The sequence below is a fragment of the Paenibacillus sp. FSL M7-0420 genome, from assembly GCF_038002345.1.
Classification (GTDB): Bacteria; Bacillota; Bacilli; order Paenibacillales; family Paenibacillaceae; genus Paenibacillus_AQ.
On record NZ_JBBOCJ010000001.1, the window covers coordinates 3,799,327 to 3,824,853 of the forward strand.

The window sequence follows — 25,527 nt, forward strand, 5'->3', positions numbered from 1 at the left end:
GATTACATTGGGTCCGCACACCCTCGCTCCGCCCAATGTAATCGGTTTTTCGATTACATTGGGTCTGCACACCCTCGCTCCGCCCAATGTAATCGGTTTTTCGATTACATTGGGTCCGCACACCCTCGTCCTGGCGCAATGTAATTGGTTTTTCGATTACATTGAGTCCGCACGCCCCCTCGCGGCCCATTATCTCCTGAGCAGCCAAAAACACCACCCGCATTGGATGGTGTCCTGAACGATCAGTGTGATCGAATTTGTCTATACCCTTCTATACGCGTCCCGGCCCGTCTCCCGATCAGCCAAACCGGCCCATAATGTACTCCTGCGTCATCTGGTTCTCGGGGTTCGTGAAGACCTTCTCGGTCTTGTCGTATTCCACCAGGGAGCCGAGATAGAAGTAGGCGGTATAATCCGAGATCCGCGCGGCCTGCTGCATGTTATGGGTGACGATCACGATGCGCAGCTCTTCCTTCAGCTCCTTGATCAGCTCCTCCACCTTACCGGTTGATACCGGGTCAAGGGCCGAAGCCGGCTCATCAAGCAGCAGGATCTGCGGGTTGACCGACAGCGCCCGCGCGATACACAGACGCTGCTGCTGTCCGCCGGACAACGCCAGCGCGGAATCCTTCAAGCGGTCTTTGACCTCGTCCCACAGGGCGGCGCGGCGCAGACTGCTCTCGACGATTTCATCCAGCGCCTGCTTGCCCTTGATGCCATGATATTTCGGGCCGAAGGCGATATTATCGTAGATCGATTTGTAGAACGGATTGGGCTTCTGCCAGACCATGCCGATCTTTTGCCGCAGCTTGATTACATCCGTGCCTGTAGCATTGATATCGACACCGTCAATCCAGATGCTCCCCTTGGTCGTAGAGCCGGAAATATCGTCATTCATCCGGTTCAGTGAACGGAGAAAGGTTGATTTCCCGCAGCCCGACGGGCCGATCAATGCGGTTACCGTATTCTGGGCAAAAGGAAGGCTGATCCCCTTCACCGCCTCATACGTGCCATAATAAATACTCAGATCCTCCGTTTGAAATGATTCGCGTACGACTGGCTCTGCGATTCCCATCTTAGTTCCTCCTACAGACTCTTTTTGAAAAGCGGATTGCCTTGTCTATTCCTAGCTCATTCTCTTGGATGCAGTAAGCTTGCGGTAGATGAATCTTCCGAAGTAACGGGCCGCCAGATTGAAGATTAATACGGTCAGCACCAGGACGGCTGAAGCACCCGCTGCGATCTGAAGTGCATCCGGTGCCAGGCCTTCACTGTTGACCTTCCAGATATGCACCGCAAGCGTCTCCGCCGGACGGAACGGGTTCAGCGGCGAGGAAGGGCTCAGCGGATTCCAGTTGCTGAAGTCCAGGCGCGGGCTGCTCATCCCTGCGGTGAACATCAGCGCGGCTGCTTCACCGAACACGCGGCCAGCCGACAGGATCGTGCCGGTGATAATAGTTGGCAAAGCTACCGGAAGCAATACCGAGGTGACAATCTTCCACTTGGATAATCCAAGCGCGAAGCCTGCTTCCTTCTGCTGCTTAGGCACCGTGCGGAAGGCTTGCTCCGTAATACGTACCATAAGCGGAAGGTTGAAGAAGGTTAACGCGAGCGCACCCGAGATCAGGGAGAACCCGAGATTGAAGGTGTTGACGATCAGCAGGAGACCGAACAGACCCACGATAATCGACGGGAAGGACGACAATACCTCCACGACCAGACGGATGAAGTTGGTCAGCTTGCCGGGACGGGCATACTCTGCCATGAAGATTCCGGCACCCAGCCCCAGCGGCACGGTGATGATCAAGGTCAGCACCAGCAGGAACAATGAGTTGAACAGCTGCGGCCCGACGCCTCCGCCTGCGCGGATCTTTTGCGGCGCTGAGGTCAGGAAGTCCCAGCTAATATGACTCATGCCGCGGATCAGGATATATCCGAGTAAGCTAACCAGGATGGCTACGATCAGCAATGCAAAGGTAACGATAACGACTGTGGCTATTTTATTCGCAGTTCTCGGCTTCAAATTTTATTTCTCCTTTCGAGCATTCTCACCAGCAGGACGAATACGAAGGTCATCAGCATCAGCACCAGCGCCATACTCCACAGCGCATTGTTCTGCGGTGAACCCATCGTGGTATTCCCCATGCCCAGCGTGATGACACTGGTAAGGGTGGACGCGGACTCGAACAGGGAGTGTGGCACGAACGGCGCGTTACCGATAACCATCTGCACGGCAAGAGCTTCGCCGAAGGCGCGGGCCATACCAAGCACTACACCCGTCATAATCGCCGGGAAGGTCGTCGGGAGAATGACCCGGGAGATCGTCTGCCAGCGTGTGGCACCGAGCGCAAAGGAGGATTCTTTCAAGTTTTGCGGCAATGAAGCAAGCGCGTCTGCAGCCACGCTGGTAATCGTCGGCAGAATCATGACCGACAGCACTAGCGCGCCTGCAGCCACCCCGATGCCCTGTCCGGGCAGCGTATCCCGCAGAAATGGAACAATGACGCTTAAGCCTACGAACCCGTAGACAACAGATGGAATGCCTGACAGCAGCTCGATGACCGGCTGCAGCAGCTTTTTACCCCAGCCCGGCACAATTTCAGTCATGAAGAGCGCAGCGCAGATACTGAGCGGACTTGCGATAAGCGCGGCCAGCAGCGTGACCAGGAAGGAACCCGAGATGAACGGGAAGGCTCCATAGGAAGGTGTATCTGCTTCAGGCGACCACTTCGTGCCGAACAGGAATTCTGAGACCTTGACCTCACCGCTCACGAAGTTGGCCACGCCTTTGGAGGCTACGAAATAGACCATGGATATAATAATGACAATGAGCAGCAGCACGCAAAAGGACATATAAATACGTCCGATTAAATTTTCTATATGATGTTTTTCCAGCCGCTTGTTTGTTGGTTGTCCCCTCAAGATGCTCCCTCTTTCTAAAGTGAAAAGAGAGGCAGAGTTTATCCGCCTCTAATCACATTAAAGTTGAAATCCAATCCTAACTGTGAACCGGTGAAGCTTATTTAGGTGTTACAGTACCTGCAACATCACGCGATACCTGCATTTTGGAAGCCGGAATGTAGCCAAGCTCTATCACATCGCCAGTCTGTACTTCATCCGTCAGGAAGTAATCCAGGAAGGCTTTTACAGTCTCATTGGGTTCACCGTTAGTGTACATGTGCTCGTAAGCCCATACCGGATATTTACCGGCCACTACGTTGTCTACCGAAGGCTCCACGCCGTCATAGTTTAATGTTTTCACGGAATCATCCAGGTAGGACAGTGCCAAATAACCGATAGCTCCTGGTGTTTCGCCGATCATTTTCTTAACCGTACCGGAGGAATCCTCCTGAATCGAGCCCTTCAGATCCTCGGTCTTGGTGCCAAGAGCGAAGCTCTCGAAGGTAGCACGGGTACCTGAGCTTGCTGGACGGTTGATGATCTGGATGGCCTGGTCTGCACCGCCGACCTCTTTCCAGTTCGTGATTTTACCTGTGAAAATATCTACCAGTTGCTGCTTGGTCAAGCTGTCTACGCCTGCCGCCGGGTTGCTTACTGCCGCAATCGCTACAACCGCCACCTGATGATCTACCAGCTCAGCCGCCTTCGCTGCATCCTTCAGCTTCTCTTCGGCGAATACGTCCGAGTTCCCGATATCGACTTGCTTCTCGGAGACCTGAGTCAAGCCCGTTCCGCTGCCGCCGCCCTGAACCTGAATGTCCACGCCTGCATTCGCATCCATGAATTTCTCAGCTACCTGCTCTACGAGCGGCTGAAGTGCTGTGGAGCCTGACGCCAGAACCGAACCGCTCAGCTTCGCACCGCTGCTGGTTTCTGTGTTTGTAGCAGCCGGTGTATTCCCTCCGTTATTGGTTGTTGCCTTATTTCCCCCGTTGTTGCCGCATGCTGAAAGTGCCAGTACGCTTGTTAGTGTCAAAGCCATGATCCACGATTTTTTGAATTGCATTGTTTGTTTTCCTCCTAAAGGTTTTGTGAGTGTCTGCTGCGTTCCTTCTGCTTCGTACAAAACTCACTCGGGAAGCATTATTGTGTGTCTATCAGCTTCTCTTCTGACTCTTCTTATTCTAGGACCCGTTCGTTAGATAAAAGTACTGAGTTTGTAAACCGAAGGATAAAAGTTATAATATAAATTGAATAATTAAATAGATAAAATCTATATCGAAACAACAATAGGGGACTTTTTGCCCCATCCCGGAGGAATCTTCATGAACCTTGTAAAGCTGCAAATCTTAGTTCTCATTGAAAAATATAAAAAAGTAACGGATGTAGCCGCCGAGATGAACCTTAAGCAGCCTACCGTCTCCTTCCATATGAAAAGTCTGGAGAGTGAGCTTGGCGCTTCCCTCTTCCAGTACCGGAGCGGCCGGGTCCTGCTGACGGATGCCGGACGCGCCTTGTATCAATATGCGGTCCGCATTGTCTCGCTGAGCGCGGAGGCCGAGCGGACGGTCAAGCAGTTCACCTCGCTCGCCTCGGGGAATCTGGAGCTTACCGCCAGCGATATCCCTGCCAGTTATCTTGTGCCCAAACTGCTGTCCCAATTCACACAGCATTATGACGGGATCGATGTCTATTTGTCCGTGCTGCCGGATGACGCCATCCGGGAACGTCTGCGCAGCCGGGAGATCCAGCTCGCCGTGCTGCACAGTACAGAGGGCCAAGACGATACCTTCCATACGCAAGTGATTGCTGAAGAGGAGACGGTGCTGGTCTTTGCGCCGGAGCATCCCTTTGCGGGGGAGCAGGAGCTGACCGCCCAAGCCGTAGCACGCGAGCCTTGGGTCCAGCATGAAGCCGCCTCCTTCCTGCGCGGAATCTCCGACCAGTGGGCACAGCTTAATAACGTAAGGGTATGGAACCATGCGGTGCTGGGCTCGCCGGAAGCAGTCAAGGGGATGCTCTACACAGGCAGAATGGTGGGCGTGTTCTCCCGCTCCGGGATTGAGGGTGAAGTATCGGCAGGCCGTCTGGCCTACGCCAAGCTGCCGGGAATCCTTCCGGCTGACGGGTCTTTTGTGCTGGCTTGGCGCAAGGACTATACGCTGTCTCCGCTCCAGCAGGCTTTTGCCGGGATGGCGGCGGATTCAGCAATAAAAAACGGTATCCCCGGAGCGCCTGTGTAACTGCGCTAACGGGGATACCGTGTGATGGTGAACCTTATTATCTTTTGACAGCAACCAGGGTGAAGGTCTTGGGAATTCCCTTATCGTACACATCCGACGACAGATTGGGCTCCTCCACCAGCTCCTTAATCACCAGTCCGCTGGCTGCGGCAGCAGTAACCAGCTCGCCCAGCGTCCAGCGCCGCCAGTAGACGACATTCGGCTTGTCCGCCTCCGATGCTGCTCCTGAAGAAGGCATGTATTTGGAATAGGACACCTGCTTCTCTTCAAGCGCCGTATCGAAATAATCCCCGCTCACCTTATGCTTGCGCACCTTGGCCGTCGATCCCTTGGAGGAGATCAGCTTGGTCGTTACCGGATGGAAATCCCGCAGCACGAACGTCCCGCCCGGTGCCAGCAAGCGGTAGGCCGTAGCCATGAACGGAGCCAAATCCGTAAAATAATGAACAATCCCCATTTCGGCAAAAACCGTATCATAAGAGCCGTTAAGATGCGCTTCAGGCAGCTCCAGGACATCCGACACTATATATTCTAGCTGCACCCCGGCCTCCTGCGCGAGTTCTCCGGCATAACGGGCATTGGCCTCAGAGAAATCCGCTACAGTCACCTCAGCCCCCAGCAGTCCCAGTGCCACCGCCTTCATGCCGTTAGAGCCCATCAGATTCATGATCCTCCGGCCCTTCACTTCACCGAGATAGGTGTTCAGCGGATACAGCTTCCCCGCAGGGTCCTTCGACAGCTTCTCCGCAGCCTCCGCAGGGGTTCCGAACCGGCGGGTCCAGGCGGCATAGGTATCCTCATTCCACAGCTCCTCACTGGTAGGGGCCGCCTCCTTATTGAGACCATCCGGTTCATTCTGATTAGGTTCATTCATTGCTTTCGTTACCCCTTTATCTAAGTTCTATAAATTTTAATCAAGTTTGCCTCACGGGTCTGTCCGCGTATAGCTATGAAGCGTTCGGCAGAGACTGCCGGAGCTTCATAGCTTTCCTGCGCCCGGCATACAGATAGACGCCCAGCCCGGCCATGACCAGCACGCCGCCCGCCCACTGCAGACCGCTAAGCTGCTCACCCAGCAGCAGGAATGCGAGAATACTTGCGCCAACAGGTTCTCCCAGGATATTCATGGAGACGGTAGTCGCCGATGTATATTGCAGCAGCCAGTTGAACAGGATATGGCCGAAGACGGTAGGTATCACCGCCAGCAGGACGAAGATGCCCCATTCGCGGGCCGGATAATCGAAGAACGGTGTGCCGGTCACGAGATTGTAGACGGCAAATACGGCGGCCGCAGCGATAAATACAATCAGGCTGTACAAATAGGACGGCATACGCGCCACCAGCTTTTGTCCAAGCAGCATATGTGCGGCTACCGCTACGGTTCCGCCAACCGACAGCATATCGCCCTTCAGATTCTCAGCAGACAAGCCAATGTCTCCCCAGCCGATAAAAGTAACGCCGAAGATGGCAATCGCCATCCCCAGGATAGCAAAGACCGAATTACGCTCTTTATACAGTATGTACGCACCGAGCATAATGAATAACGGCTCCAGCGCCATAATCATCGTCGAGCTGGCTACCGAGGTATAATTCAGCGAACCCATCCACAGCAGAAAATGCAGGGCAAGCATGACACCGGACACTCCCAGCAGCAGCCAGTCCCTCCGCCGCAGCTGAAAGAGTGCTCCGCTATAGGGACGGGCGAACGGCAGCATCAGCAGCGAAGTGAACAGCAGCCGGTACATCCCTTGGACCGATACAGGCGCGGAGGACCATTTAATGAAGATGGAAGAGAAGGATATGGCCACAATTCCGATTACCATCAGGAGAGGCACGGGAACGGGCGGTTTATTGGTACGCATGACAGAACGCCCCTTCATAGGATGTAAGACTCATTATGTTAATTTAACGTAAATCGCCGAAAAAAGCAGCATTTTTTCAAAATATAGAATCTATATGTTGCTATTCAGCACAAAAAAAGGCACTGAATCCGCCTCTGACGGGTCCCATGCCTTATACTTGTTCTCCTTACACTAGGGTATAACCCCAACTCCACCGGATTTATCCGTGCAGCAGCGGAGAATACATCATCAGTGCGTGGTTCTCGGCCACTGCTTCGTCACCTGCCAGCTCCCCGCTAAGCGTAAGCACCCTACGACGGATCGCATTGCGCCGGATATACCCGCCCCACGGCTCCAGGCTGATGCGGTGGCCGTCTTCATAGATCTCATAACGGTAGAGCTGCTGTCCCTCACAGCGCCATTCCCCGTGTAGATAGGTCTCATCCAGATGCAGCTTAAGCTGATAAGCGTGCTGTGTATCATTGCGCAGCTGCAGATCCAGATAATTATACGCACAAGTAGCCCCGCTGCCAAAAGGCTGGGTCCGCTGCTCATCGGGAAAGACATCATAGCTGTGCCGGTGCCGTTCGGTAACCGTCAGCGGCGTATGCAGCGTCATCCAGTAGATGAGATTGGACAACTGGCAGAGCCCGCCGCCTGTGCCGGAACGGAACCCGCCATAATGGAGCACCATTCCGTCCAGGTAGCCTTTTCTCCGCGTGGGCTTGCCGATCCTGCGCCAATATGATAAGCTCTCGCCCGGTTGAATGACAAGCCCGTCCAGCTTCGCCACCGCGAGCCTCAGGTTCACGATTTTGTTGTGCTGAAGCTGCATATCCACATTTCGCAATTTGCGCAGCAGCGGGGTAGCATGGCTGGCCGCTTCGTACGGCAGAGCTTCACTGCGCTGTTCTGTAGCCAGACGTCCGCTGGCTGTGATCCATTTCCAGTATCTTTTCCAGGTGAAATACCGCTTGCCTGCAAATAATCGCAGCTTGGACCGCCGGATGGGCTTCATGTTGCTGATTACCGAATTCATGGAATGATTGCCTCCCTCTCCCACATTATTGTTCAATTATAGTACAACTGAACCGGCCGGAGGCTACAATTCTGTCCCATTTCTATTACAGCAAAAGACCGGAACCCCCCTGTAACGGAAGCCCGGCCATCAGTAACTCTATTCGGATTCATCCCGGCAGCGGGCGCGCTATTTCCCCCGCTTATTATGCCAGATCAGGGCATGCAGCTGCGGCAGCACCCGTGCGCGGTTCATCTGCGGATCGGCAATGACCAGGCCGAACAGCCATTCCAGCCGCCCCAGCAGACGGCCTGAGATGTCACCTTCCTCGGTGACGTTATCGTTGCCCGGCTGCAGGAACAGCGGGACCTCAGGGTGCCTGAAGTGAACCTTGCGGGCATACTCATAATCCTCCTGGTTAAAAACAACCACCTTCAGGCTATGCGCAGCCTTGCCGTTATCAGCGACTCTATTCATGATTTCATCCAGCTTATCCCAGTCCGTCTGCATCCCGGAGCTGGGCGGCTTGGGGCTGATCGTCAGCACATCCACCTCATGGAACCAGTCCTGCCAACGGCTGCCCTGCGTCTCAATCGCCGCCTGGATGCCCCGCTCGTGGAGGAGGGAGATGAATTCTCCCATCGCCTCCCCGATCAGTGCCGGGTTCCCCCCGGAGATGGTCACACAATTGAAATTCTCCCCGGCCAGCTCCAGCAACCCGGAGAGGATCTCCTGCGGCGTAAGCATCGTTACTTTATCCTTAGCCGAGCCGTCCCAGGTGAAGGCGGAATCGCACCAGCCGCAGCGGTAGTCGCAGCCGTAGGTGCGGACGAACATCGTTTTGACGCCAATGACCGCCCCTTCCCCCTGGATTGTCGGGCCGAACATTTCAATGACCGGGATTCTACTCATCATCGCAGCCTCCATACAGCCGGTAAGCCGGTCCCTCCTTGGGAATATCTGCTGCCAGCACCTCAGCCCAGGAGGTCGGAGTCTCCCATAGCTTGACTGAATACACCGGCAACGCCGCTTGCTTCAGCTCATAGGCAATGTAGGCAGACAGATTCTCCGCGGTGGAGCGGAAGGAGAGCAGCGCTACCTTCGAGCCGGTCGCCTTCAGCGTCTCCAGCACAGGCTCATTGCCCATCGCCAGAAAAGCATGATCCAGACGCCCAACCACCACCTCCTGCACAGCCGCCTTAATATCGCTGAAATCGATGACGAACCCCTCATCCGACTGTCCTTCCTGAACGGACGGCACACCTTTCAGCACTACCTCAAGCCTGTAGGTATGCCCGTGCAGATTACTGCATTTCCCCTTGTGTCCGATCAGCTGATGGGCAGCGTCGAAGGTGAATATTTTGCAGACGGCTACTTCGCCCCGCATTATAGTCCCGCCTCCTGACGCTCTGCCTCATACTGCTCCAGACCCCGCTTACGCAGAAGACAAGCCGGACAGGTGCCGCAGCCGCTGCCGATGATTCCGTTATAGCAGGTCAGAGTCTGCTCCCGCACATAGTCGAACTGGCCCAGCTCGTCTGCCAGCTTCCAGGTTTGCTTCTTGTCCAGCCACATCAGCGGGGTATGAATGACGAACTCCACATCCATGGACAGATTAAGCGTGACATTCAGCGACTTCACGAACACATCACGGCAGTCCGGGTACCCGCTGAAGTCCGTCTGGCAGACCCCGGTGATAATGTTGGAGTAGCCGAGCTGCTTGGCCAGAATGGCCGCGAAGGACAGGAACAGCAGATTACGTCCATCCACGAACGTGCTGGGCAGCTCTTCCCCTTCACCTGCGGTAATGTCAATATCATCCCGGGTCAAAGCGTTCGGAGCCAACTGGTTCAGCAGCCCCAGGTCCAGAATATGCTGCTTCACGCCGAACCTTGCGGCTATCGCCTTGGCGACTTCAATCTCGGCCGCATGACGCTGATTATAATTGAACGTAACCACCTGAACCTCCTGGAATTCCTGCAATGCCCACGCCAGGCAGGTCGTGCTGTCTTGGCCGCCGCTGAAGACGACTAATGCTTTTCTATTTACCATACTGATCTCTCCTCCTCATTGCTCTGTGAAGCTGGTTCCTGCGGATTAACGGTTGTCCACTTTCTCGGGATACAGATCATGATTCATCAGCCGGTGTTCGGCCATCGCCTCATATTTGGTTCCCGGACGCCCCCAGTTGCAGTAAGGATCGATGGAAATACCGCCGCGCGGCGTGAATTTGCCCCACACTTCGATATAACGCGGCTCCATCAGCGAGATCAGATCATTCATAATAATGTTGACACAGTCCTCATGGAAATCCCCATGATTGCGGAAGCTGAACAGATAGAGCTTCAGTGACTTCGATTCCACCATTCGGATGTCCGGAATGTACGAGATGTACATCACCCCGAAATCCGGCTGACCGGTCACGGGACACAGGCTGGTGAACTCGGGACAGTTGAATTTGACGAAATAATCACGGCCGGGATGCTTGTTATCGAACGCCTCCAGAATTCCCGGATCATAGCCGAATTTGTACTGCGTGCCTTGGTTGCCCAGCAGGGTAACCTCCTGCATTTCCTCTTGCATTCTGCCTTCTGACATGACAAAAAACCCCTCTCTTTTCCCTAGGCCCCTGGCCTGAACTGGAAAGAAGAACGAGATTTCGAAAACCTGGCTCTACTAAGAACGCTTAGTTTTTTATAGAGGGAGTTCGCGAACCTCTCCTGCGCGCGGCGCAGATTCCTTCTTTAGCTTGGTGCGTCTTGAACTATACCATGATTGCAGCGGGCTTGACAACCCTCACAGCTGATCCAGAATCAGCGAGCACAGCAGTCCCATCGCAGCGATGAATCCTGTTAGCGGCCCCCCTTCTTCGTAGGCTTCGGGCATCATGCTGGAGGACACCATAGCAATAATCCCTCCTCCGGCAAAAGAGGCAATCAGCGCTTCCGTATACCCGCTTGCGTGATCCATGAACGCATATCCCGCCCCTGAGGCCAGTGTGGAGATAGCGAGTACGCCAAGCCACAGCAGCATAATCTTGCCTTTGCCATAGCCGTCCTGCTTCAGTCCAGCCGTGCTGGACAAGCCTTCGGGAATATTACTGATGAAGATGGCAATGACCAGCAGTATGCTAACGCCTTGACCCGCAATGAGACTTGCGCCGATCATGATCGATTCAGGAATCGCATCCAGTACCGTTCCGGCAAAAATAGCCAGCCCTCCGCCCTTGGCATCGCTCTTCCCTGAAGAAGCTCTGGCTGAGCGCTTGCGTCCGGCTCCCCCTTTACGCGAGATCAGCCAGTCGAACAGCGTGAACACCAGCGCTCCGGCGGTGAAGCCGATAATCGTCGGGGTCAGCCCGCCGTCACTTGCTGAATCCTCTAACAATTCATACGCCGCCGCGCCGATCAGCACACCGGTCCCGAACGCCATAATGAAGCCAATCAGCTTGCTTCGAATCTGCAGGAATAAGGCCAAGAGCGCGCCAATCATGACCGCCGAGCCGGAGACTGCGCCCCATAGCAATGCATTCCCCATCCGATTCACCTTCTTGTAGGATATTGGCATCATTACAATGCATAAGAATAGTTTACACACGAATGAAGAACGGCAAACACCTTGCATAGTTCAACTAATTTGCACGGATTCATTTGTATGGAAAGGGGTAACTTAGAATTAACAATCTCTATTAACCGAAGGATGGGATCATCTATGGAAGCAAACGTACAGAAGCTTATCGATTGGCTGGAAGCCCGGAAGGATACGACCCTTGTTATCGAAAAACGGGAGCTGGAGGATCTGGACACCGTCCACTTCAAGCTGGAGACCGTTGACTACCGGAACGCTGACGATGTCATTGATGATTATCTGGACAGTGCGGTCATTCTGCGCGGCACAGGCAGTACCCTGAATGCGGACGGAGAGCTGGTGCCCCTGCCGCAGCCGGGATATGAGCTGGCAGTGAGCGGTCTGCAGCTTCATGAAGTGTCCGAAGCCAAGGTGGATCTGCAGACTAGCCGGGCGAAATATTCGCTGGCTGTAAGCTGATTATCCGGCGGCTCCGGCCGTAAGAATCTAAGGAGGGTGCAGTCCTAAGCCAACATTCCGGCTTAGAGCTGCACCCTCTTTTTCCACAACTATCGCCTACAATTCTTCCCCGATAATCTCCACTTCCGTCTCCAGCTCCACATCGAACTTGTGCTTCACCGCTGAACGTACATGCTGGATCAATCCGATATAATCACTGGCCGTTGCATTGTCGGCGTTAATAATGAAGCCCGCATGCTTGCGTGAGACCTCAGCGCCTCCGATGCGCGTACCCTGAAGACCGCTCTCCTGAATCAGCTGCCCCGCGAACCGGCCCGGCGGCCGCTTGAATACACTGCCGCAGGACGGATACTCCAGCGGCTGCTTCGATTCCCGGAGATAGGTTAACTCATCCATGGACGCCTTAATCGCGGCAGGATCGCCTGGAAGAAGCGCAAATCTGGCCTCCAGCACGATATACTTTCCGCTGGAGAAGATGCTTTTGCGGTAGCCCCATTGAAGCTGGTCGCTGTGCAGGGTCACAAGCTGGCCGTCCGGGTCAACGACAAGCGCACTGTGCAGCACATCCTTCACTTCCCCGCCATAGGCTCCCGCGTTCATGTAGAGTGCCCCGCCTACCGTGCCGGGGATGCCGCAGGCGAATTCCAGACCGGTCAGCGCCTGCTCCAGTGCATAGCCCGAGACATCGATAATCTTCGCCCCGCACTGCGCATAGAGCATCCCCTCGCGGATGCCCATCTCTGACAGATCGGAGGTCTGGAGCACGATGCCCCGGATGCCACCGTCCCGGATAATGACATTGGAGCCGTTCCCCAGAATCGTAAGCGGGATCTGATGATCATGGGCATAGGCAGAGATGCTCCGGATCTCTTCATATGTAACAGGGGCCGCCAAGATATCTGCTTCGCCGCCCATGCGGGTATAGACCAGATCCTTAAGGCTCTCACGGCGTTTCAGTGAGCCTGCTGTAATGAGCGGCTGCAAATCCTCATATATGTTGTCAATATTCATTCTTCATGCTCCTAACTCTATGAACAAGATAATAGTGGTACATATCGCCGGGCAATCACGCTTCAGCAACCACAACTTTAACAACGAACAGGCTCCCTTGTCAATGACAGGAGCCTGTTAAGAAGCTGCATACAGCATTATTATGTTTCGAAATTCCCATTTATACCCTATTCGCCTGCTGCTGCGCGCTCGGAGCGGAATTCCTCCCGCCGTGCGGACCGCTCCTCCTCCTTCATACGGGGACAGGTATAACACAGCCGCCCGCCCTCTGTCCGGTAATACATACAGCAGCGGTTGCGCATCTGCACCGTCTGCTGCGGGTCCGTGAGCGACTCGATTCTCCGCACCTTCACCTGGAACGGATTGCGCGGCAGCCCGAATACGGCAGCAGGCAGCTCATCCTTCAGATAGGCGTAATCCTCCTCCAGCCGGCGGAGCAGGGGCGGATCTGTAAGCTCAGCGGCAAAGGCTTCCGCATAATAATTGAATTTGGTCGGCATCTGTCCCCAGATCTCCCCAAGCGAAAGGCCGCTCACTTGTGAAGCCATGCGAATCAGCGGTCCGGCTGTACTCTGATAGAAGCTCGTGAGCACCTCATTGCGCCAAGCCTTCCGGCCAGGCTCATCTGCAGGAGCTTGTACAATACCCCATTCACGAAGCGAGAAGGCAACACGGCAGTAGCCATCTGCCGGAACAAGATGCAGCCGCAGATTTCGTAAGCTGAAGTCCGGTACGCATAAGAAGCCGGTCACGGAATATTGGACAGCGAGTGCAATAATGCTTAAGTAACCGCCGAAATATGCACCAGCGGCTTTATCATCGAGCGCCTTCATCAGCGGACGGTAAGCCTCCATGAAGGTCCTCATCCCCGCCTCTTCTGCCAGTTCAGCAGCGGCGAAGGAATGCACGGTTCCCTCTGGTACTGTAGAATGGAGATCGAACTTGGAGCTATATTCTTGCATCAGATGTTCATTCATGCTGCTGTCCACTCCCCGCTTGCACAATTCTGTATCATCCAGCCTATAACCCTACTGCCTTATATGCCGCCAGCTCATAAGGCAGACAGAGCGGCACGCCTGTACGCGGATCAGGCACAATATCTGCCTCAATGCCGAATACCTCACGCAGCACCGCCGGTGTCATTACCTCATTCGGAGCGCCTTCGCTGATCACATTACCGGATTTGATCGCTACCATATGTTGCGCGTAACGGGAGGCATGGTTTAAATCATGGACAACCATAATAATTGTCCGGCCTTCCTGCTCATTGAGCTTCTGCAGCAGCTGAAGCACCTCCAGCTGATGGGCCATATCCAGGAAGGTCGTCGGCTCGTCAAGGAACAGAATATCCGTCTGCTGGGCCAGCGCCATGGCGATCCAGGCCCGCTGCCGTTGTCCGCCGGAGAGACGGTCAATCGGCCGGTCACGGAATTCATTCATGCCGGTCAATTCAATCGCCTCGGCAATAATGCTGCGGTCTTCAGGCGTCAGGCTGCCGAAGCCCTTCTGATGCGGATACCGTCCATACCCTACCAGCTCAGATACCGTTAAGCCGTCCGGGGCCGTAGGATTCTGCGGCAGAATCGCCAGCTGGCGGGCCACCTCTTTGGTGGAGAGATTGTGAATGGACTTCCCGTCAAGCATTACATTGCCGCTCTTCGGCTTCATGATCCGGGCCATCGTCTTCAGAATCGTGGACTTCCCCGAGCCGTTCGCCCCGACAAGCGCTGTAATCTTCCCTGTCGGAAGCGACAGATTCAGCCCCTTTACAATCATAGTCTCCGCATATCCGATGCTCAGCTGCTCTGTATTTAAACGTTCCGACATGATACACACTCCTTAGTTTTTTTATTTATATCCATCCCTGTTACGCTTTCGATGTAGCCAAAAGATATAAAAAGTACGGGGCTCCAATAATCGCCACCACGATACCTGCCGGCACCTCTGCCGGCTGCAGAATCCAGCGCCCGATGGTATCTGCCGCAAGCAGCAGCAGGGCTCCAATCAGGGCAGCCGCAGGCAGCAGGATCTGATGGCGCGGACCGACCAGCCTGCGGGCCAGATGCGGCGCAATGAGCCCGACAAAGCCAATGCTGCCGCTGACCGATACACAGGCTCCTGCCAGCGCAACAGCCGCAGCCAGCAGCCACCGCCGTTCCCGTTCCAGTGGCAGGCCCAGTCCCTTGGAGAGCTCATCGCCCAGATTCAGTACATTGAGCACCCGGGCTTTGTAGAATGCGAAGGGCAGCAGGATCACGATCCAGGGCAGCAGGGCCAGCACAAACCGCCAGTCTCCACCCCAGATTTTGCCGGCCAGCCAGATGGCTACGAACTGATAATTCTGCGGGTCCAGTCTTAATGACAAAATAAGCTGAAAAGCATATATCCCGGCACCCACAGCAATCCCAATCAGGATCATCCTTGTCGGTGAGAGCCCGTCCTCACTCCTGTATGACAGGAAATAGACCAGCGTTGCTGTAAGTGAAGCTCCTGCCAGGGCCAGCAGCGGAAGCACAAGGATCGGAGCTGCTGTTGTAGCCGGTACGAAGGAGATAAAGATCAGCACTGCGAATCCTGCTCCTGCATTGATCCCCAGGGTGGAAGGCTCGGCGAGAGCATTACGCGACAAGCCTTGCAGAATTGCTCCGGCTACCGCGAAGCCTGCACCAATCAGCAAGGAGATCACGATGCGCGGCAGCCGGAAATCAAACAGAATCAGCTGCTGCTGCTTGGTACCGTTGCCGGATAGGGTATGTAGAACTTCGAGCGGTGACAGCCGCATTAGGCCGGTATTCATACTGACCAGAAACAGAATGACGATAAGCACAGCAAGCAGTGTCAGAATACCGGCCTCTCTGGAACGGCGCGGTTTGGCCGGGGGGAATGAGATGGGACGGTTCATTTCAGCTCCCCCTTGCGTTTGCTGGCCAGATAGATGAAGAACGGTACGCCGAATACTGCAATTAAGGCACCGATCGGTGTTTCGTATGGCGCATTAATCATTCTGGCCGCAATATCGGCCACCAGGACCAGAATGCTTCCAAGGACCGCGGAGCAGGGAATAATCCAGCGGTAGTCAACCCCGACGAGGTAACGCGTAATATGCGGAATCATTAATCCGACAAAAGCGATCGGGCCCACTGTGGAGACTGCCGCTCCGGCGAGGATGACCACAATAATCATCCCTGCGGTCTGTACCAGACCGGTGCGCTGTCCGAGACCTGCGGCAACATCCCGGCCCAGGCTCAGAAGCGTAATCGAACGCGACAGCAGCAGCGCACCGGTCAGGGCCGCCGCGACCCAAGGAGATATTACCTGCAGCTGCTTCCAGCTCGCTCCGCCAATCCCGCCAGCCATCCAGAAGGCGATATCCCGGGAGAGGCTGAACAGGATAGCAATACCCTGGCTGACCGCCAGCAGCATGGCGCTTACCGCCGCACCGGCGAGGGTCAGCCGGAGCGGGGTCAGTCCGCTATGGGAGAGTGAACCGATCCCGAATACCAGCAGCGAGGCCACAGCCGCTCCAAGGAAGCAGTACAGCATGATGTACGCGAAGGATAACGATGGCGCGAAGGCAAAAGCCAGGGCCAGCCCAACGCCCGCTCCTGCATTAAGACCGAGCAGTCCGGAATCCGCCAGCGGGTTACGGGTCATCCCCTGCATAATCGCACCGGCAACGGCAAAGCATGCGCCGACCAGCGCCCCTGCGGCAGCCCGGGGAATCCGCAGCTCACGGATGACCTGATGCTGCGGCAGCTCCGGATTGAACCGGAAGACCGCCTCCCATACGGTAGCCAGGCGGATATCCGCCGCACCAACCGATACGGATACCATCAGGCCGAAGACAATCCCTGCTATTCCCAGCACCAGAATAACAGTAGCGGCAAGCGGCCGCGACCGGACAGTTGTGTTCCCTTCATCAGAAGGAGCTTGTAGAGCAGAATCTGTGGATGAAGCCATATGCCGTCTCCTCATCAGGATTATTAGGGAAATATAGATGATTATGATTCTCATTATCGCAAAGATATGAATATTGTTCAACTTAAAAAAAGAGGCAGGCTTCTATATCCTGAGGATATAAAAGCCTGCACCATTCTCCGGCCGGTAAAGAACTATTTTACAAAACTGCTCAGAATATCATCGATAGTCTTGGAATTGGCTATAGGACCGCTATACAGCCAGCTGGTATCTTTGCCGAATTCGTGAACATTCCCTGCCTTAACGGCCGGAATTCCCTTCCAGACCGCCCCGTCTGTAATCTCTGCTCCGTCCGCTTTGTCACTGTTCACCAGAATGATATGCTCTGCAGTCAGCTCGGACAATTTCTCAAGTGAAATCGGGTTCCACGGGGCTCTGGACTCCGCAGGAATATCGGTCACGAGATTCGGGAGCTTCACTCCAAGATCGCCATACAATACTGCGCCACTGCTGCGGGTCTCGTCCACGATGAAGAAGTTCTTTGACACCAGCCACAGAACAGCTACTGAATCATCTCCGATCGCCGCAGAGACAGCCGCTTTGGCCGAAGCCGCTTTCTGGTCATAGTCTGCAATAGCCTTCTCAGCTTCTGGTGTTTTATTAAGCAGCTCACCGATTTTGAGCGTAGCCGCGCGCCAGTCACTGCTGACTTCGTCGCCCAGTACATAGGTTGGTGCGATTTTGTTCAGCTGGTCATAGAGACCATTCTGAACCGAGCCTTCCGACTGCACGATATGGAAATCTGGCATGAAGCCGGTGACGGATTCAAGCGGCAGATCATAGCTGATCGGCGGAACGTCCTTAAGCTCAGCAGCGAGGTACGCCTGAGTACCGTTCTTCGTAGACCACTGCGCAACCGGAGTCACGCCGAGTGCTACCAGATAATCCTCCAGATAAGAAGCAATTACACGCTGCGGATTAGCGGGAACGGTCACTTTATGTCCCATGGCATCCGTTACGGTCTTCTCCACAGCGGGTGCAGCAGTTGCTGCAGGTACCGCAGTGGCCTCCGCAGTCGCTTCCACGGTTGCTGCAGGTGCGGTGCTTGCTCCACCGTTACTGCCTGCGTTGCTATTATTATTTCCGCAAGCGGACAGCAGCAGTGTTGTAGTCATAAGTCCGGCCACCGCCAGCTTCCCGCTTCTTGATCCTTGCAGGTTGAACGAAAACATTAAAATACCCCTCCTGTATGTTGTCTTCATGATTGGCAAAAGTCCTTTTACCTTCAGCTTGTCTATACTGATGATATTGATTCTCATTCTCTATGTCAACCAATAACTTATAATAACGACCAAACGGCCGTCTCCGCATCAAGCAGAAACAGCCGTCTTCCTATAATCTTCTATATTATTTATGCAGATGGAAAGGAACCGTGGCGATGACAATGTCCTTCTGATTCATCAGATAGGAGCGGATGAACAGGCTGGTCTGATTATGCAGCACCGCCTGCCACCAGTGCTTGGTCACGAATTGCGGAATCAGGACGGTAATATGATCCGTTGAAGAGGTCTTCCACTCTACTGTATCGATGAACTTCACCAGCGGGCGGATAATGCTGCGGTAGCGGGAGCGCAGGACAATCAGGCGTACGCCGGGGTTCCACTCCTCCCACTTCTGCTCCATCTTGTGAATCTCTTCTTCATCGAAGCCTACATATACAGCGACCACATTATCCGTCAATGACTTCGCATAGCTGATCGAATGCAGTACAGCGCGAGTCACACCGGCGACCGGAACGACTACGGTGCTTCCTTTGATACAAGGCTTATCGGTAGCTGGACAGATCCGCAGCTGATCGGCAATATTCATATAATGGCGGTGAATCCGGTGGAACACGATGATAACAACCGGCAGGAAGATGAAGGCCATCCACACGCTGGAGAATTTAGTGATTATGAAAATCAGGGTGATCGTTAATGTAGTGAGCATCCCCACCGTATTGACGGCGAACTTGCTCTGCCAGCCTTTCGGCTTCGTTCTGTACCATTGGACCATCATGCCAAGCTGCGACAGCGTGAACGGAATGAATACCCCTACTGCATATAATGGAATGAGTCCTTCCGTATTCCCGTGAAACGCCGCTACCAGCACAGCCGACATGACACCGAGGAAAATAATGCCGTTGGAGAAGCCCAGCCGGTCGCCGCGCACCATGAAGGCATGGGGCAGATATTTGTCTTTGGCGAACATGAACGCCAGCAGCGGGAAGGCCGAGTACGCCGTATTGGCTGCCAGGAACAGGATAACCGCCGTAATCCCCTGAATGAAGAAGTACAGTCCGCCGCGGCCGAAGGTAGACTCGGTAATCTGTGAGACCACGGTAGCCTTCTCATCAGGCATGATACCGTACCAGTAAGCGAGCAGCGTAATACCTGTGAACATTACCCCGAGAATGAGGCCCATGAGCATCAGCGTTTTGGCTGCATTTTTCTCCGCCGGCGCTTTGAAGTTAGGAATGGCATTAGAGACTGCCTCAACCCCCGTCAGAGCCGAACAGCCGGAGCTGAAGGCCTTCAGCAGCAGGAACATACTCACGTTCGATACCGCCGAGCCAATCTCAGGAACATGGGCATGGGCGCCGCCGGTCATATATTTGAAGACCCCCGAGATGATGAGCACGAAGATGGAAACAACGAACAGATAGACCGGAATAGCGATGAAGGAGGCAGATTCGGTCACTCCCCGCAGGTTAACAATCGTTAAGAGCACGATAACAGATACCGCTATGAGGACAGTATGATTATGGAGATTTGGAAAAGCTGAAGTGATCGCATCCGTCCCCGCCGAGGCGCTTACCGCCACCGTCAGAATGTAATCCACCAGAAGAGAGCCGCCGGCCAGTAAGCCGGTATGAACCCCGAGGTTGGTTTTGGCTACAATATAAGCACCACCGCCCTGCGGATATGCAAATATCGTCTGCCGGTAGGATAGAATCAGAATGGCCAGCAAGCCCAATACGGCTAATGCAATTGGCAAAGAGTACCAGATAGCGGTGAACCCGGCGGCCACCAGTACAATCAGAATTTGTTCTGTTCCGTAGGCTACAGACGAGAGCGCATCAGAAGACAGGACAGCCAGTGCTTTCACCTTGGATAACTTTTCATGATCGAGTTCGTTCGACTTCATCGGACGCCCGATCAATAGTCGTTTTACCTTGCTTACCATTGTAGTAACAGTTCCTCTCTTGGTTAAGTTGAAATGGGCTTTCCCTGCGCTGTTTTCATAAGTGGATTTCATAAATGCAGGCACCAAAATAAGCATACGGAAATGATCCGCATGCCTAATGTGCATGGTCATTATCCCACTTGTAGCTTACGAGGTTAGCTGGCGGATTCGGACTGTGGTAGCCCTACGGTTACAGGCCCTTGCGGCCCGCTCCGATTCACCCCTTTTGGCCTTGGCCAAAGTGTGGTTCCCCCGTTTTTCCTTCCGGAAAATTCAGCGCATATTCAACTTCTCACAAGGACTAATATTAAGCTACAACACGTCTTCCGTAAAGCGTGGAAACAAATGAAAAAAGAATGAAAAGCACTCAAAACAACCAAATCCATCATCCGGTATGTCTTGATCTTTCATTCTCTTTCATTATCCCTTTAACACGTGATTTTACAGGGTTTTTGCATATTATTTTTTGCTAAAATTAAGGGTATTCTCTTCTCTTCCTTCTGCCCGTCAGCTTCTTACTCAGCAGGCTCTTCTTTGCGTCCTGTCCAGAGCAGAATGGAGATTAAGGCAAAGGCTATAAGTGCAAGCAAAGGGACTGTTACAAAACCGAACCAATTCAGATAATCCTTATTGCACGGTACGCCGATGGTACAGGGAAGCACCTTGCTGAGCGCCGGAATTTTTTGCTCCGCATAATGATAAATCGAGATGCAGCCGCCGATTAGGCTGAGCGGAAGCACATAAGGAATGATCCGCTTGTCCGCCCGGTAGGTGGCAATTCCCAGCAGGAACAGCTGCGGGTACATGAAGATCCGCTGGAACCAGCACAGCCTGCACGGTTCGTAATGCAGGACCTCACTGAGATACAGGCTTCCCGCTACAGCCACCACACAGACGAACCAGGCCAAGTAGAGACAGTTACGCCGGCAGAAGGCAGAGAAGGCGGTCATTGGGCGGCCCCTGCTCCCGCTGCTGCTGTTGCTGCCTGAATCTGGGCGTCAATCGCCTCCATATTGAAAGGCTCATTCACCTTGATTCCGTTCACGAACAAGGATGGCGTATTCGTTACACCCGCATCCGTGCCCACCTGAATATCCCGCTCCAGCTCATTTACATAAGTACGCTCGTCAATGTCCTTGCGTAGCAGGTCATAATCCACCGGCAGCTCCAGCTGCTTGGCGAGACTCACCAGGAAGTCAGGCGTAGCCCATTCCTCCTCTTCATTCCCCTGATTGGCATAGATCGCATCGAAGTACTTCCAGAACGCTTCCTGGTTCTGATGATACACCGATAGGGCTGCCAGGGAGGCCGTTCTCGAATCCTTGCCGATGAAGGCCAGATTCACGAAATAGAAGGCTGCTTTATTCTGATCTACATAGCCCTGAACGATCTGCGGCTTGATGACACCGGTGAACTGGGCGCATGCCGGACATTTGAAATCGCCGAATTCCACAATTTTGACCGGAGCATCCTCCTTGCCCAGCCGCATCATTTCACTGTAATTGAAGGCAACAGGCTTGCTGTCTGAGCCTGCAGGCGAAGAATCCTTGGAAGCAAGCATGAATAAGCCTACAAAAATAATAATGACGATGGCCACCGTACTCACGATAAGAATTCTCGTTTTCTGCTTCTGCTGCTCCTGTTCTGCCCTGCGCTTCTCCTGCTTGCTCATCTGGGGAGCCGTGACATTGTTCTTTTTTGTTTTGCTCAAAGAGAGTTCCTTTCCGTCCTCAGGACTATCGTGATAAAAGAATAGTTACTTTCAAATTATATAATGTTAACTCTCTTGTTGGCAATCGCTGTCTTATACGGCTTCATTCTCCTCTGCTGACTCCCCTTCCCCTGTATCCTTGCCGAAAAATACCTCCGGGGAATGCTCCTGCGACTGCAGCTTAATTCTGAAGAAGAATTGTGTGCCGCCCCCTTCTGCCGGTTCTGCCCAGATTTCTCCTTGCATCAGGTCTACAAGCTTCTTGCAGATCGCCAGGCCCAGACCCGTGCCGGGGTACTTGCGGGTATGCGACCCGTCCACCTGCGAGAAGGACTGGAAGAGCAGCTGTAGCTTATCCGGTGAGATGCCAATGCCGGTGTCGCGTACCATGAATTGCAGCGCCTGAGCGGTCTCCCTGACGCCATAGGACTCCACTTTAACCGTTACCGTGCCGGATGGCGTGAATTTCACCGCATTGCCGATCAGGTTGATGAGAATCTGGCGGATACGCGCAGCATCCCCGGTGAACTTGTCGGGAAGTCCCTCCTCGATCAGAAGCTCCAGAGATAACGGCTTGTCTTGTGTGCTCACCATGAACAGGTCCATACAGCCCTGGAGCAGCGCCTTCAGCCCGAAAGTATCCTTGTTCAGTGAGAGGCCATCCGCCTCCAGCCGGGAGATATCGAGAATATCGCTCATCACATGCAGCAGAGCGTGGCTGCTTGTACTCTGAAGCCGCAGGAGCTCCAGATGCTCAGGATTGCTGATCTCCTCGGACAGCAGCTGGTTGACACCGATAATGCCGTTCAGCGGCGTGCGGATCTCATGGCTCATGGTGGCGAGGAACTCGCTTTTCATCGTCACAGCACTCTCCGCGGCATCCCTGGCCTCCAGCAGCTCATACTGATACTTCATCAGGGCAGTCACATCCTCGGCCACAATATAGACCCACTGCTCCGTATGATGCAGCAAAGGAAAGACAGTGACACTACAGATCAGTTGCTCCCCGCCTTTGCTCCGTACCTTCAGTTCCAGCTTGGAGGACTGCCCCCGTGAAGCGCGCGTTATGGCATCCCGTACGGCCGCTTCATCCCGTTCGCTGTATAGTATCGCCTTATAATTCCCCAGTTCTTCGCTGCTATATCCGGTAATGTCCCGCAGAGCAGGATTAGCACTGATTATCTTCTTGCGAGCAGGATCAATGCAGATCACCATATCAGGGTTATGCTCGAACAGCGCAGTATACCGCTGCTCATTGAAGGCAGCTGACTGGAGTACCCGCTGCCGGTCCCTGTACAACAGGGCAAGGACGATCGACACAATGAACAGGAAGGAGCCGCAGAGGATCATTCCCAGTATCGAATCCTGCAAATAGAGCACGTGCGCGGCTGCACTGGACGGTTCTCCTAGAGGGAAGGAAGCGCCCGCCATGGCAGCGTAATGGATGCCTGTGAACGCGCCGGTCAGGGTCAGGACAAGCAGCAGCTTTTTGAAGCTGAACATATTGTAGGCCTGCTCCAGCCACTTCGGATCGTAGGATGCGGTGATCACCGGGATGATCAGGGCGAACAATACCGCCAGAATAATGGAAAAGGCGCCTTGCTCATACGTTGCCGTAAGTCTCATCGACAGAATGCCGCTGAAATGCATAATCAGGATGCCGCTGCTGAACAAGAGGCCGCCCAGAGCCAGATAGACCCTGCTGCGGGTCTGCGGGTTATTCAGCATAGCTAACAGCATATAAGAAGCTGCTACGGGAATTACTAGAGAGAACGCCAGTAGTGGCAGATTATACGATACCGGAACGGCCATATCCATTGCGCGCATCCCGATGAAATGCATGCTCCACAGGCCTGTGCCAAGCACCAGGGAGATGAGCAGGATGAACCGGGAGCTCCGCTGGCCGCGAAGCAGACGTTCCGTCAGATCGAGCGCCGTGAAGCAGGAGAGAAAGGCTATCGCAACCGACAAGAGGACAAGCAGATCATTGTAATTGTTGTGAGGATGTTCCAACGCTCCCGCCCCTTTCTTGAATCGGATATATTACATGTATTTACACTTCCTTACCCGCCTTAAATCCGGCCGAATCGGAGACAGGTCAGAACCATTCATCCTTATAATGACAAAAAAGCACAGCGCTGTAGTAGCGCCATGCTTATATTGTATGCAGCAGCTTATGCTCCGGCTTCTTCCGTCAATAACTGCAGCTTCAGCAGCTTGATCCGGGAAATCCGCTTATTATCGGTTTCTTCGACCACGAATAAATGATTGTCGAACTCAATGGACTGGCCCTTTTGCGGCGGATTGACCTCCAGCTTGGAATACAGCCAGCCGCCGATCGTATCATAATCATCAGTCTCCATATGGATTCCGAGCTTGTCGTTAATCTCTTCAATCAGCATCAGTCCGTCAACGGAGAACTCATCCTCTCCCAGCTTCTCAATGCCGGGCCGCTCCTCGTCGAACTCATCCTGAATCTCACCGACAATCTCTTCCATAATATCCTCCAGTGTAACCATCCCCGAGGTACCGCCGTACTCATCAATAAGAATGGCGATCTGGGTCTTGGCACGCTGCATGACCTTCAGGAGACTGCTGATCTGAATCGATTCCGGTACCGTCAATATCGGACGGATCAATTCATTATAGCTCGGCGCCTTCTCCCGGATCATATCCTTAATATGAATGAAGCCAAGAATATGGTCCTTGTCTCCGTCACAGACCGGATACCGGGTTCTCATTCCATCGAAGGCAATCTCCAGATTCTCCTCCGTCTCCAGATGCGTGTTCAGACAGATCATCTCGGTACGCGGAATCATAATCTCCCGGGCCATCGTGTCCGCAAATCCAAAAATATTATCCACCAGCGTCATTTCTGTGTTGTCGATGAGGCCGCTTTTGTTACTCTCCTGCATCAGGATGCGGATTTCTTCCTCCGTATGCGCAGTAGCCAGCTCGGAAGCCGGTGTCAGACGGAAGATCCGCAGCAGTCCCCGGGCCAGCCCGTTAACGACCCAGATGAATGGAAACATGATCCGGTAGAAAACGTTCATCGGTCCCGCAGTTAACAGAAGCACCGCCTCAGCCTTATTCACAGCAATGGTCTTCGGTGCAAGCTCGCCGAGTACGATATGAAGAACCGTGATGAACATGAAGGCAATAATCAGGGAGATGACAAATACAGTAGTTTCATCAAAGCCCAGACCCCTGACCAGCGGCCCCACAATCGTGGCCACGGCCGGCTCTCCGAGCCAGCCCAGTGCAAGTGAAGCAAGGGTTACCCCAAGCTGGCAGGCCGACAGGAAGCCATCCAGATTATGGACGATGTTCCTTGCGGCCAGCGCTCTCTTGCTGCCTTCCTCAATCAGCGATTCAATGCGCCCGCTGCGCACCTTCACCATCGCGTACTCCACCGAAACGAAAAAACCGTTAAGCAGCACCAGCAAAATAATAAGTCCTACATGTAATATACCGGGTAAAGGGTCGCTCAATTTATACTCCTATCCACCGTAATCTGTACGGCTGGATAGGCCCACCTCCTTCGTTTGCTCAAAATGTCAGACTCGATTACGCTAAGAGAAACCTTGCGTATCAATTCCCCAATGCCCTCAT

General features: G+C 53.9%; 25 protein-coding genes and 2 riboswitches. Of the genes, 2 read left to right on the top strand and 23 right to left on the bottom strand.

Annotation, left to right across the window (positions count from 1 at the left end):
* Positions 1–298: 298 nt before the first annotated feature.
* The 4 genes from pstB to MKX51_RS16050 all read right to left on the bottom strand — a co-directional run bounded on the left by pstB (position 299) and on the right by MKX51_RS16050 (position 3,967).
* Complete coding sequence (gene pstB, locus MKX51_RS16035; protein ID WP_036695365.1) at positions 299–1,075, bottom strand: phosphate ABC transporter ATP-binding protein PstB; 777 nt, start codon at positions 1,073–1,075, stop codon at positions 299–301.
* Between the two features lie 51 nt (positions 1,076–1,126).
* Positions 1,127–2,023 carry a phosphate ABC transporter permease PstA gene (gene pstA / locus MKX51_RS16040; protein ID WP_340753431.1) on the bottom strand — a complete coding sequence of 299 codons (897 nt, stop codon included), beginning with the start codon at positions 2,021–2,023 and terminating at the stop codon, positions 1,127–1,129.
* Entirely contained in the window at positions 2,020–2,853 is an 834-nt protein-coding gene (gene pstC, locus MKX51_RS16045) for a phosphate ABC transporter permease subunit PstC (protein WP_442792645.1), read from the bottom strand. The genes pstA and pstC overlap by 4 nt, the downstream gene beginning before the upstream one ends.
* A 166-nt stretch (positions 2,854–3,019) precedes the next feature.
* On the bottom strand, positions 3,020–3,967 hold the full coding sequence (locus tag MKX51_RS16050; RefSeq protein ID WP_340993120.1) for a phosphate ABC transporter substrate-binding protein PstS family protein: 948 nt from the start codon (positions 3,965–3,967) through the stop codon (positions 3,020–3,022).
* A 259-nt stretch (positions 3,968–4,226) separates the two neighbouring features.
* Between MKX51_RS16050 and MKX51_RS16055 the strand changes: the two genes are divergently transcribed.
* Positions 4,227–5,144 carry a LysR family transcriptional regulator gene (locus tag MKX51_RS16055; RefSeq protein WP_340993121.1) on the top strand — a complete coding sequence of 306 codons (918 nt, stop codon included), beginning with the start codon at positions 4,227–4,229 and terminating at the stop codon, positions 5,142–5,144.
* A gap of 37 nt (positions 5,145–5,181) precedes the next feature.
* Here MKX51_RS16055 and MKX51_RS16060 read toward each other — a convergent pair whose 3' ends face one another.
* From MKX51_RS16060 to MKX51_RS16095, 8 genes are all read right to left on the bottom strand, one after another.
* A complete protein-coding gene (locus tag MKX51_RS16060; RefSeq protein ID WP_340993122.1) occupies positions 5,182–6,018 on the bottom strand; it encodes a class I SAM-dependent methyltransferase in 837 nt (278 codons plus the stop codon).
* A gap of 73 nt (positions 6,019–6,091) precedes the next feature.
* Entirely contained in the window at positions 6,092–7,006 is a 915-nt protein-coding gene (locus MKX51_RS16065; RefSeq protein ID WP_340940413.1) for a DMT family transporter, read from the bottom strand.
* Positions 7,007–7,205: 199 nt separating this feature from the next.
* Positions 7,206–8,024: a VanW family protein gene (locus tag MKX51_RS16070; RefSeq protein ID WP_340993123.1), complete on the bottom strand. Its 819-nt coding sequence runs from the start codon at positions 8,022–8,024 to the stop codon at positions 7,206–7,208.
* 168 nt (positions 8,025–8,192) lie between these two features.
* Complete coding sequence (gene queE / locus MKX51_RS16075; RefSeq protein WP_340995620.1) at positions 8,193–8,915, bottom strand: 7-carboxy-7-deazaguanine synthase QueE; 723 nt, start codon at positions 8,913–8,915, stop codon at positions 8,193–8,195.
* Entirely contained in the window at positions 8,908–9,390 is a 483-nt protein-coding gene (locus MKX51_RS16080) for a 6-pyruvoyl trahydropterin synthase family protein (protein WP_340993124.1), read from the bottom strand. Before MKX51_RS16080 ends, queE begins: the two co-directional genes overlap by 8 nt.
* Positions 9,390–10,055, bottom strand: coding sequence for a 7-cyano-7-deazaguanine synthase QueC (gene queC, locus MKX51_RS16085; protein ID WP_340993125.1), 666 nt, complete (start codon positions 10,053–10,055; stop codon positions 9,390–9,392). Before queC ends, MKX51_RS16080 begins: the two co-directional genes overlap by 1 nt.
* Positions 10,056–10,100: 45 nt before the next feature.
* Positions 10,101–10,601, bottom strand: coding sequence for a preQ(1) synthase (queF, locus tag MKX51_RS16090; protein ID WP_036726570.1), 501 nt, complete (start codon positions 10,599–10,601; stop codon positions 10,101–10,103).
* 82 nt (positions 10,602–10,683) lie between these two features.
* Positions 10,684–10,727: riboswitch (PreQ1 riboswitch) on the bottom strand.
* Between the two features lie 72 nt (positions 10,728–10,799).
* Positions 10,800–11,540, bottom strand: a complete 741-nt coding sequence (locus tag MKX51_RS16095; protein WP_340993126.1) for a ZIP family metal transporter — start codon at positions 11,538–11,540, stop codon at positions 10,800–10,802.
* A 174-nt stretch (positions 11,541–11,714) separates the two neighbouring features.
* Here MKX51_RS16095 and MKX51_RS16100 point away from each other — a divergent pair, with 174 nt between their 5' ends.
* Positions 11,715–12,050 carry a hypothetical protein gene (locus tag MKX51_RS16100; RefSeq protein WP_340940404.1) on the top strand — a complete coding sequence of 112 codons (336 nt, stop codon included), beginning with the start codon at positions 11,715–11,717 and terminating at the stop codon, positions 12,048–12,050.
* Positions 12,051–12,146: 96 nt separating this feature from the next.
* Here MKX51_RS16100 and murB read toward each other — a convergent pair whose 3' ends face one another.
* The 11 genes from murB to MKX51_RS16155 all read right to left on the bottom strand — a co-directional run bounded on the left by murB (position 12,147) and on the right by MKX51_RS16155 (position 25,406).
* Positions 12,147–13,061 carry a UDP-N-acetylmuramate dehydrogenase gene (gene murB / locus MKX51_RS16105; RefSeq protein WP_340993127.1) on the bottom strand — a complete coding sequence of 305 codons (915 nt, stop codon included), beginning with the start codon at positions 13,059–13,061 and terminating at the stop codon, positions 12,147–12,149.
* Positions 13,062–13,228: 167 nt separating this feature from the next.
* Complete coding sequence (locus MKX51_RS16110; protein ID WP_340993128.1) at positions 13,229–14,038, bottom strand: (2Fe-2S)-binding protein; 810 nt, start codon at positions 14,036–14,038, stop codon at positions 13,229–13,231.
* A gap of 43 nt (positions 14,039–14,081) precedes the next feature.
* On the bottom strand, positions 14,082–14,888 hold the full coding sequence (locus MKX51_RS16115) for an ABC transporter ATP-binding protein (protein ID WP_340940398.1): 807 nt from the start codon (positions 14,886–14,888) through the stop codon (positions 14,082–14,084).
* Positions 14,889–14,928: 40 nt separating this feature from the next.
* Positions 14,929–15,963: a FecCD family ABC transporter permease gene (locus MKX51_RS16120; protein ID WP_340993129.1), complete on the bottom strand. Its 1,035-nt coding sequence runs from the start codon at positions 15,961–15,963 to the stop codon at positions 14,929–14,931.
* Positions 15,960–17,021 (bottom strand): FecCD family ABC transporter permease, encoded by a 1,062-nt coding sequence (locus tag MKX51_RS16125; RefSeq protein WP_340993130.1) that lies wholly within the window; start codon positions 17,019–17,021, stop codon positions 15,960–15,962. Before MKX51_RS16125 ends, MKX51_RS16120 begins: the two co-directional genes overlap by 4 nt.
* Before the next feature lie 152 nt (positions 17,022–17,173).
* Positions 17,174–18,211, bottom strand: a complete 1,038-nt coding sequence (locus MKX51_RS16130) for an ABC transporter substrate-binding protein (RefSeq protein WP_340993131.1) — start codon at positions 18,209–18,211, stop codon at positions 17,174–17,176.
* Positions 18,212–18,386: 175 nt separating this feature from the next.
* Positions 18,387–20,204: an APC family permease gene (locus tag MKX51_RS16135; RefSeq protein ID WP_340993132.1), complete on the bottom strand. Its 1,818-nt coding sequence runs from the start codon at positions 20,202–20,204 to the stop codon at positions 18,387–18,389.
* Positions 20,205–20,332: 128 nt separating this feature from the next.
* Positions 20,333–20,493: riboswitch (cyclic di-AMP (ydaO/yuaA leader) on the bottom strand.
* A gap of 226 nt (positions 20,494–20,719) precedes the next feature.
* Positions 20,720–21,154 (bottom strand): disulfide oxidoreductase, encoded by a 435-nt coding sequence (locus MKX51_RS16140; protein ID WP_340993133.1) that lies wholly within the window; start codon positions 21,152–21,154, stop codon positions 20,720–20,722.
* Positions 21,151–21,915: a DsbA family protein gene (locus MKX51_RS16145; protein WP_340993134.1), complete on the bottom strand. Its 765-nt coding sequence runs from the start codon at positions 21,913–21,915 to the stop codon at positions 21,151–21,153. Before MKX51_RS16145 ends, MKX51_RS16140 begins: the two co-directional genes overlap by 4 nt.
* Positions 21,916–22,008: 93 nt before the next feature.
* Entirely contained in the window at positions 22,009–23,928 is a 1,920-nt protein-coding gene (locus MKX51_RS16150; protein WP_340940394.1) for a sensor histidine kinase, read from the bottom strand.
* A 161-nt stretch (positions 23,929–24,089) separates the two neighbouring features.
* On the bottom strand, positions 24,090–25,406 hold the full coding sequence (locus tag MKX51_RS16155; RefSeq protein WP_340940392.1) for a hemolysin family protein: 1,317 nt from the start codon (positions 25,404–25,406) through the stop codon (positions 24,090–24,092).
* Between the last annotated feature and the right edge of the window lie 121 nt (positions 25,407–25,527).